This window comes from Paraburkholderia sp. RL18-085-BIA-A (assembly GCF_046027075.1).
Classification (GTDB): domain Bacteria; phylum Pseudomonadota; class Gammaproteobacteria; order Burkholderiales; family Burkholderiaceae; genus Paraburkholderia.
Genome location: NZ_JARESU010000232.1, coordinates 1 through 8,277, shown reverse-complemented (window position 1 = coordinate 8,277; position 8,277 = coordinate 1). Strand labels below are relative to the sequence as shown.

Genomic DNA, 8,277 nt, shown 5'->3' with positions numbered 1-8,277 from the left:
CGCTACCGAAATTGCCTCGATTGTTTCGTGGCTTGCCAGCGACGAAGCGGGCTTCGCCACAGGGGCTGACTTTTCGCTGAACGGTGGCCTGCACATGGGTTAAGGGGGAAGAGGCGACAGACGAATCGTGGGATGCTCGCCTCACAATTCGACGTCCTGGCTGAGAGCCGCCAGGACGTCTCGTGGATTGTCTGGTCCCGGGGGTTCGCGGCGGCCGCTACAACAAGACCCTGTTCCAATGCAGTGGCGCCGCGCCTGGCTAAGTGTTATCGGCAGCGAGGTCAACGACACCTGCCTGGACGGATAGTGACTCTGGATGACGAAGACTCGCGCCTCGCAGTGCGAGCAGGAACGTATAAACGCTGATTGACCTTCACGGCGAGCCGTCGTATAAATTTCGATAGACGTCAATACAGGCTTCAGGTGGCAGTTACGGGCCGTTCGTATATTTGGCCCTGCAGCGATACTCCTCCGGTTGTTCTTCCACTTTTCCCTGAATTCTCGTACGCGCGAGGGTGCTCGCGCGATGTCTAATCAATCAATGAGGAATGAGCATGGCAACCGGTACTGTGAAGTGGTTCAACGATGCGAAGGGCTTTGGCTTCATTACGCCAGACGACGGGGGTGACGACCTGTTCGCGCATTTTTCGGAAGTGAAGGCAGAGGGCTTCAAGTCGCTGCAGGAAGGGCAGAAGGTGAGCTTCGAGGTCAAGCAAGGACCCAAGGGCAAACAGGCTGCAAACATCACGCCGCTGTAACAAGCCCAAACACCAGCCTTCCCGCAGCCATTGGGCCGTTCCCTTGGGGGGCGGCTTCTCCGCGCGCACCGTTATTGACGAATGACGGTGCGGCTGACTGCACATCTGGTCGGACGGAGACTCTCGTGTTGCAGTTTCTTGTTGGGCCCGCTTCATCTTCTGAGGCAACCAGGACGGCGCTTGGCCTGCCGTTACGTGCGGGATGTTTTGTTCGCGGACGATATCAGGACGGGACAAGTAACCAAAATTTGTTATTGTGCCCGGCCCTCCGAGTCCACGAGTAGGTTATCCATGTGTGAAAACGTAGTGCAGCTAGCGGTCGAAATCGCCAAAAACACCTCACTCGTTCTTTGAAAGTGTAAGCGTACATTGTCACGGGCGGCAACCGACGGCGGAGAACAATATGTCAAATCAAGCCTCAGTTCAAGACGAATTCCTGCAGTCACTACTCAAGGAAAAGACTCCCGCAAGCGTTTACCTGATTAACGGAATCAGATTGAGCGGCCAGGTCGCGTCGTTCGACTCATACGTAGTTATCCTGCAGTCCGTTTCCGGACACCAGATGATATTCAAGCACGCAATCTCTACTGTGATGCCTAATGCAGGGGGGCGGGTGCTACGGCCGCTTCCCAATGCGGAAGACAATCAGGCGGAACACTCGCGTGCGTAGTGCACGAGCCTTGCGTACAATCGCAGCCGATTCATTGAACGGTTTGCTGCGGGCGTTTTATCATTGCCCCCGGCTACCAGAGTTCGGCTTCCCCCGTGTCTCCTGGTGTGAAGCGCTCTGTCTTTAACCACAGCCAGGTCGCCCCGCCTGGGCCCTATCGTCGTGCTGCGACGCCAATGGTGACAACGCCGGTGCTGAGCACCCGCTCCGGCTTAAAAGCCGCCGGCTTCCGCATCCAGCTGATGCGCCCGGCGACCAGGTCGAAGCTGGCGTCTCGGAAGGATGCTAGGCGACGCCATCCAGCAGGATATTACAGAACGTCATGAATACGCGTTCAAAAGGCGTCGTACCGCTGCTAGCAGCATGTCCATGGACACGGGCTTAAGCAAGAAACTGTCGCCTACTCCTGCATCGGACGGGTTTAAATGTTCAGGGCTGGTGAGAATGACTGGAACTCGCGAGAATTCTGGTCCTTGCTTCAAGTGGCGGCAAAACTCAACGCCACCCGTTAGTGGTATCGACCGGTCTGTAATGATGAGGTCGGGTTTTCTTCCATTGGCGGAGAAAAGCGCCTCACGGCCATTGCTGGCTGTCAGGACTAGATAGCCTTCCAGTTGAAGGACACTTTTCCATGCGGTCACGATGCTGGGTTCGCTTTCTACGATAAGAATGGTTTTCATTTTTGCGTGCTGTGAGGATGTGGTAAGCGCCGGCATCGCATTCATCACGCGTCGGCCCGACTGCCGTTCACAGGTGCCAATGCGCCGGTCGAGCGAAAGCGATTGGTCATCAGTCCCAGTAACGAATGAGGCCGCATAATCTCTCACCTCAGGGTCCTGGACGCATGCTGCGGAAGCGTCCACAGCACGGCGACAGATGTTCCTTCCGAGTCCGGGCACAAGCGTGTACTCCGCAAACGCGTTGTTTCCGATGTATATCCAGTAGTGCAGAGCAGTTAACGCGCCGATTCCTTGAGTACATTCAAGTTGAGAACCAGTCGGGCTAGGTAATCCAAAAGGCAATGAGGTCGTCGGGCCGCGTAGCGAGCTTGTGCTGAGGTAACTGCGAGCGCTGCTTCGGTAAGAGAAGAGTAAGGTTTGGTGAAAGGCCAGTCTACTCTACAGATGGATACGCTGACGCCACGTTCGCGTATCCCGTTTATACGTTGGTATATCTACAGCGCAGAGGCATGGTCGACAGATGAAAAAGAGCCTTGCTCAACGAAGGAACACGGGAGAGCAGGATTGAAAGGTGGCAGCAGACGTTGGCACGCCTTCGCCAGTCTCACAACCTCCGTCGGAAGATACGTAGCTCATGCATAACGGCGGCATGTGTAAGCTGACCTAACGTGGCGAGATTGACCGCAGCCCCATCTAACGTCTGGTCGGGCGCAAACCTTCTGCCAATTCGAGAGGGGCTCCAATGTGCCGTTCCTCTCTTTTCTTTGACGACAATCACGCGACTACGCACGGCATGCAACTTGCCTCTCAATGCCTCAGATCATCAGTCACCTTAGTCTTCGTCGCCGACTAAAAGGGTCGGCGCAAACGCCGAGGCCGTGTTCTATTTATTATGGATAGCTGAATACACGAGAATCCGCTTTTTAGCAGCCAGAGACCGCAGGCGAGCATCATGTTTCGGTCAGTGCCAGTTGTCGCCAGCAAAGGCGTCGGTGGAGGAAAGATTCATGCTGAATTCCTCAGTGATACGGGACGGCTACGAGTCATCGGTGGCGTCACAGTGAGAGCGGAATGGTTTCCGCCGTATTCGTGGTTTGCCATTGCATCTGTTTCGGGACACACAGCCGCTGGGCACGCTGCCCGACGAGACAGACCTGCCAAGGCTCATCGAAAACTACATACGCTTGCCCGGTCTGCCGGCTCTGTGAACAGGGCTGTGAGCACAACCGGCGATTGCGCCTTCCAACTGAAAATAGGTCAGGCACTTCTGGTCCAGCGGTGCCGCGAATTTTCCATATAGGAAGCCGACCAGGGCAACGGCCGTCCCTACCCGACGTAGCGAGTGCTTGCGAACATGTTGCCCGGGCTCGCAGATCATGAGCCATCTCGGGCCGGTAGTCCTGCAAGTTTTTATTGAGCATCGCCGATATTGCCTTGTCCTGCGGCTTCTCGACGCTTCTCATCTTGGTCGTGAGTTCAGAAAGGAATTTGGCGAATCGCCGAACGCTTATCGAGTGGCGCGACCGCAGAGCCAATCGCCAGCAATCGCCAGCAATCGCCAGCAATCGCCAACAATGGCCGCAACCTGGCGGGCACGCAATTGACAGATTGACGTCGAGTGCCTCGACGGCGAAAGCAGCAAGTGACCGAGGCATGACAAGACAGGTTTCTTCTTTCATTCACCGGAACCGACAGAAAATGGCTACCTGGAAAATGCGCGATGAAATGGTTCTCTTCGGATTGAAGGTCAAGAACGGCCGCCGTTGGTATTCGATTGATGAGCGCGACCGGCGGCCTATGAAGATTGGGGATGCAGTGCTTCCTGGCTTTTTCTGGATTCCAGTTGCCGATGATGAGAATGGAGCCTGGAGCAGCTACTGGATGCGCCTGCAACCAGGGGCGCGCTCGTTCGAGCACCTGCACGACTCGACCGAGCTGATTCTGATTCTCGATGGTGCGTTCACAGACGACGACGGTACGGATTTCCTTCCGGGACATACGGTGTGCTACCCAGCGGGATCGCGACATAGCACCTCATCGAAAGAGGGCTGTACGGTACTGGTCGTTGCTCATACCGGGTCGACCATCGTTTCTCAACCACAAGGCACGCACGCCAGAGTCATCACCGGGAGTAAACCGATGCGCAACGGCTCAAGAAAATTTTTTTACCGCCGGGCTGACCGCCGTCGCGATGGTACTTGCGAGCAACCCATCCTTTGCCCAGCAGGTTGTGAAGATTGGCGTGTCAGCACCGCTGACCGGCGCCGGAGCTGCCAACGGGAAGGACATTGAGAATGGCGTTCGCCTGGCCGTCGAAGAAGCTAACGCGCAGCACCCCAAGCTGGACGGACGGGAGGTGCGCTTCGAGTTGGACTCCGTCGATGACCAGGGTGACCCGCGCATTGGTGTGCAGGTGGCCCAGAAACTGGTCGACGACGGGGTGGTGGCCGTGGTGGACTACTACAACTCCGGCGTAGCGTTACCCACGTCACCGATATTTGCAAAGGCTGGCATTCCATTGATTGACCCGGCGGCCACGAACCCGGCTATAACCGGCAAGGCCTGAAGAACGTGTTTCGGATCATCGCCACCGACGCCCAGAACTCCGGGAATGCAGGAAAGTATGCGGTAACGGTCACCAAGGCACAGCGCATTGCCGTGATGGATGACCGCACGGCATTTGGCCAGGGTGCTGTAGACGAATTCAAGAAGGCCGTCGTCGCGGCCGGTGGACACATTGTCGCGTCGGAATACACGAACGACAAGGCCGTGGAGTTCAACGCGTAACTCACGAATATCAAGGCGGCGAATGCCGACCTCCTGTACATTGCCGGCCTTGATAACCAGGCTGCACTGTTGACTAAACGCACGAAACAACTCGGCATGCGGACACAGTTCGTAAGAAGCGGCGGTATCGCCGACAGCATCTTCATCAGCGTTGCGGGCAGTGCTGCTGAAGGCGCGATGGCGTGGGAGTACGGACGGCCTGTCGAGTCGCTTTCTCAGGGAAAGGCGTTCGCGGCAAAATTCAGGAAAAGATAACGCGCTCACTGGGTCATCTCACCGTCGTTCATGAGCGTGTCGATGAGTGGGCACGACACCTTGCCTTTCGACGTTGAGCAGCGCTGTACCAGTGTTGCCAACGCGGCTTCCAGCATGGACAAATCCTGGATGCGCTGGCGCACGTCGACGAGTTTGTGTTCGGCGATAGCGCGTGCGGCGTTGCACGCTTGACCATCGTGCAGAGACAACAGGGCTTCCACCTCATCGAGCGAAAAGCCGAGCGACTGGGACCGCCTGATAAAGCGAAGCCTGGTCAGGACGGCTATCGGGTATCGGCGGATGCCGCCGGCTGGGCGCGGTGGCGCCGGCAGTAACCCGCGACGATGGTAGTACCTCACTGTTTCGACGTTGACCTCTGCCGCTTCAGCCAGCTGTCCGATGGTCATTTCCTGCATGGTTCGCTTGACTCCGTACTCAGGTACGCACCTAGACTAGACTCAACCAGTCCGAAAAGGAAGTGCCATGCGACCTCGTTGGGCCACCACCGGCTCCCTGCTAGCCGGAATCGCTGCCGCATTTGGAGCATCCGCTTGCTGCGCAGGCCCCTTGCTCCTTGTCATGCTGGGAGTCGGGGGCGCCTGGGGCTCGCGCCTGACCGCACTGCAGCCATTCCAACCCCTATTTGTCGCCATATCCATCGCCTTTTTCGCGGTCGCTATTCGCAGGCTCTACGCCAGGTCCGAAGTATGTGCCGTGGGCGAAGCTTGCGCGGTGTCTTCGGTACGACGTCGTCAGCGCGTCATTTTCTGGGTCGTGATGCCGGCCGCCCTCGCGCTGATGTCGTTCCCCCTGTATGCGCCGCTCTTCTATTGAGTACCTGCCATGAAGAAACTGATTGCCGTACTCGTCGCGACGGTGTTGACCGCCACGGCCCTGGCCGAGGGGCTTCGCACGGTCACCCTTGACGTCACGAACATGGATTGCGCTGTGTGTCCGATTACGGTTCGCAAGGCACTTGAGAAAGTGCCCGGCGTGACCTCGGCCAAGGTCGACTTCCCAAGCAAACGTGCGGAGGTGGTATTCGACCCGGAGCGGGCTTCTGTCGACGCATTGACGAACGCTACGGCCGACGCTGGCTATCCGTCTCACGTAAAGCAAGTGCAGTGATGGCTTCAGTCGTGCTGCATTCGAACATCACGTGTCCGGCGTGCGGGCACAGGAAAGAAGAGACGATGCCCACCGATTCCTGTGTGTGGTTTTACGAATGCGAGTTTTGCAAGACAGTGCTCAGCCCGAAGCCCGGAGATTGCTGCGTGTACTGCTCATACGGCACCCGCAGGTGCCCTCCGACACAGCAGTCTGACTCGTGTTGCGCTGATTAACCCAGATGCGTCGTGGCCTGTCTTCATGGCGTGAACTGAATCAGCCCGTCCTTCCGGATGCTGGCACTCCGGCGGGTAGCGAGCCGGCGCGGCGGGCGGTTTGAACAATTACGCACCGCGGGCGCCTCAGTTACTATAACGAAACCGGACAGCACAAGAGAAAATCGTGAAATCGGAAGCTCATTGGGAAGCGGTCTATCAAAGCAAGCAGCCGACAGAGGTCAGTTGGTATCGGCCTCACCTGGAGTTGTCACTTCAACTCATCGAGGAGGCTGCCCCGAATCGGGACGCCCGCGTCATCGATGTCGGCGGCGGCGAGTCTACGTTGGTCGATGACCTGCTGGCGCGCGGCTATCAGCGGCCATCTGTTCTTGATATTTCTTCGACGGCGTTGGCCGTGGCAAGAGCGCGTCTTGGAGATAACTCGGCTGACGTAGGCTGGCTGTGTGGGGATGTGACGACGTTTCCTTTCGTTCGCCACGAATATGACGTGTGGCACGACAGAGCCGTGTTTCATTTTTTGAAAGATGCAGATGAGCGCGCAGCATATGTGAGGCAAGTCGCAAAAGCCGTTAGGTCCGGCGGCCGCGTCATCGTCGCAACCTTCGGTCCAGAAGGTCCGACCAGGTGCAGTGGGCTTGACGTCGTTCGGTATGACCCCGACGCTCTTCATGATGAATTCGGCCCCAGCTTTGAACTCGTGAAGCATTTGACAGAGCTACATCAGACACCGACGGGCTCGATTCAGCAGTTCACGTACTGCTACTGCAAAATTTCAACGGTGCTGAGCTAAGTCGCTCCGGTGGTGCTGTGGCGGCAATTGAATTCGGGCGTCAGCGTTAAGCTTGGTCGGCGTATGTCGTATGCCAGTGATCGATAGGCGAAGGCGGCTGAGATGAACATTGGTGAAGTAGCGAAAGCGTCTGGTCCGCAGCGCTGGTTGACCACTGTTCGGACACACGCACGGCGTAATGCTTGTGGACGTGTTTTATGAAAATGTCCGCAAGTCCACGAGGGAGGGGACGTTACTCGAGACTCACGAGCGAGACGAAAATGTTGTTTTGGAATTTCGCCCGAGCAACGGGGAGCTGATGCATATCGTTTGCCTTTGGACTCGATGGGGCGCACCCGTCGAACCGGACTTGCTGTCATTTGCGGCCACTACAGACGAGCCCCCGCCTGAGGTCGCCGCCGCCGGTCACGACCGGTGCATCATTCCGATAAAACCGGAAAACATAGACGCCAGGTTGAAGCCGGATGCGTCGAACCTCGCGGCTCTGTACGCAATACTTGATGACAGGGACCGCCCTTACTACGAGCATCGACTGGCTGCATGACAGACTGTCACATTCCAGCCAGCCGGTGATGTGCCCGCAAAGCCAGCAGGAGCCAACAGCGGCAGTGGCATGCATCGTTGGCAAGCATGGCCTTCGTCATACCATCCGTCGACTGCGTCTTCGCGGTCACGCTTCAGAAACTACGTGGGTGATTGTGACCGCAACCATTTCCAGACCGAAGCTATCGGTCAAACTCCTTCGTTTGCTCGGCTTCTTTAAACTTCTTGCCCAGACCTGTTGGCACGAGAATCAGCGACCGGTCCGTCGGGTCATAGTTTTCGGCCAACGTGAACGCTTCAGAAATGATTGTTTGCACGTCCTGCCGCAACATGGTCACGTCGAAGGGTAGATTTGCCGCGAATGGGTCCCAGTCGAAGCAGCCAACAACTGCAGACTTCCACGCGTCGGGCGACAACGTTGACGTGAACTGGACCACCCCTTCAAATG

At 57.2% G+C, this 8,277-nt stretch carries 10 protein-coding genes and 4 pseudogenes; 10 read left to right on the top strand and 4 right to left on the bottom strand.

Annotation, left to right across the window (positions count from 1 at the left end):
- The 3 genes and pseudogenes from P0D89_RS49320 to hfq form a co-directional block, all read left to right on the top strand.
- A pseudogene (locus P0D89_RS49320) lies at positions 1 to 103 on the top strand (beta-ketoacyl-ACP reductase); the annotation flags it as partial.
- Between the two features lie 451 nt (positions 104 to 554).
- The gene (locus P0D89_RS49315; RefSeq protein ID WP_408369966.1) at positions 555 to 758 is read left to right on the top strand and encodes a cold-shock protein; all 204 of its coding nucleotides are present in this window, start codon (positions 555 to 557) and stop codon (positions 756 to 758) included.
- A gap of 403 nt (positions 759 to 1,161) precedes the next feature.
- Entirely contained in the window at positions 1,162 to 1,428 is a 267-nt protein-coding gene (gene hfq, locus P0D89_RS49310) for an RNA chaperone Hfq (RefSeq protein WP_408369970.1), read from the top strand.
- 320 nt (positions 1,429 to 1,748) lie between these two features.
- Here the strand turns inward: hfq and P0D89_RS49305 are convergent, their stop codons facing one another.
- Both P0D89_RS49305 and P0D89_RS49300 read right to left on the bottom strand, forming a co-directional pair.
- A complete protein-coding gene (locus P0D89_RS49305) occupies positions 1,749 to 2,108 on the bottom strand; it encodes a response regulator transcription factor (protein ID WP_408369973.1) in 360 nt (119 codons plus the stop codon).
- 1,476 nt (positions 2,109 to 3,584) lie between these two features.
- Positions 3,585 to 4,106, bottom strand: coding sequence for a hypothetical protein (locus P0D89_RS49300; RefSeq protein WP_408379148.1), 522 nt, complete (start codon positions 4,104 to 4,106; stop codon positions 3,585 to 3,587).
- Between P0D89_RS49300 and P0D89_RS49295 the strand changes: the two genes are divergently transcribed.
- Both P0D89_RS49295 and P0D89_RS49290 read left to right on the top strand, forming a co-directional pair.
- Positions 3,990 to 4,400 (top strand): cupin domain-containing protein, encoded by a 411-nt coding sequence (locus P0D89_RS49295; RefSeq protein WP_408379145.1) that lies wholly within the window; start codon positions 3,990 to 3,992, stop codon positions 4,398 to 4,400. The two genes, P0D89_RS49300 and P0D89_RS49295, sit on opposite strands and share 117 nt — an antisense overlap.
- Positions 4,300 to 5,147 (top strand): annotated as a pseudogene (locus tag P0D89_RS49290) (branched-chain amino acid ABC transporter substrate-binding protein); the annotation flags it as partial. The gene P0D89_RS49295 and the pseudogene P0D89_RS49290, both read left to right, overlap by 101 nt.
- Positions 5,148 to 5,155: 8 nt before the next feature.
- Here P0D89_RS49290 and merR read toward each other — a convergent pair.
- Complete coding sequence (gene merR, locus P0D89_RS49285; protein ID WP_408369976.1) at positions 5,156 to 5,566, bottom strand: mercury resistance transcriptional regulator MerR; 411 nt, start codon at positions 5,564 to 5,566, stop codon at positions 5,156 to 5,158.
- Between the two features lie 67 nt (positions 5,567 to 5,633).
- Between merR and P0D89_RS49280 the strand changes: the two genes are divergently transcribed.
- The 5 genes and pseudogenes from P0D89_RS49280 to P0D89_RS49260 form a co-directional block, all read left to right on the top strand.
- The gene (locus P0D89_RS49280) at positions 5,634 to 5,984 is read left to right on the top strand and encodes a mercuric transporter MerT family protein (RefSeq protein WP_408369979.1); all 351 of its coding nucleotides are present in this window, start codon (positions 5,634 to 5,636) and stop codon (positions 5,982 to 5,984) included.
- A 9-nt stretch (positions 5,985 to 5,993) separates the two neighbouring features.
- On the top strand, positions 5,994 to 6,278 hold the full coding sequence (merP, locus tag P0D89_RS49275) for a mercury resistance system periplasmic binding protein MerP (RefSeq protein ID WP_408369984.1): 285 nt from the start codon (positions 5,994 to 5,996) through the stop codon (positions 6,276 to 6,278).
- Complete coding sequence (locus P0D89_RS49270; protein WP_408369987.1) at positions 6,278 to 6,493, top strand: GDCCVxC domain-containing (seleno)protein; 216 nt, start codon at positions 6,278 to 6,280, stop codon at positions 6,491 to 6,493. Before merP ends, P0D89_RS49270 begins: the two co-directional genes overlap by 1 nt.
- Before the next feature lie 166 nt (positions 6,494 to 6,659).
- The gene (locus P0D89_RS49265) at positions 6,660 to 7,286 is read left to right on the top strand and encodes a class I SAM-dependent methyltransferase (protein ID WP_408369990.1); all 627 of its coding nucleotides are present in this window, start codon (positions 6,660 to 6,662) and stop codon (positions 7,284 to 7,286) included.
- A gap of 151 nt (positions 7,287 to 7,437) precedes the next feature.
- Positions 7,438 to 7,830: pseudogene (locus tag P0D89_RS49260) on the top strand (SOS response-associated peptidase family protein); the annotation flags it as partial.
- Positions 7,831 to 8,011: 181 nt separating this feature from the next.
- On the opposite strand, the pseudogene P0D89_RS49255 reads toward P0D89_RS49260, so the two are convergent.
- Positions 8,012 to 8,277, bottom strand: a pseudogene (locus P0D89_RS49255) (LacI family transcriptional regulator); the annotation flags it as partial.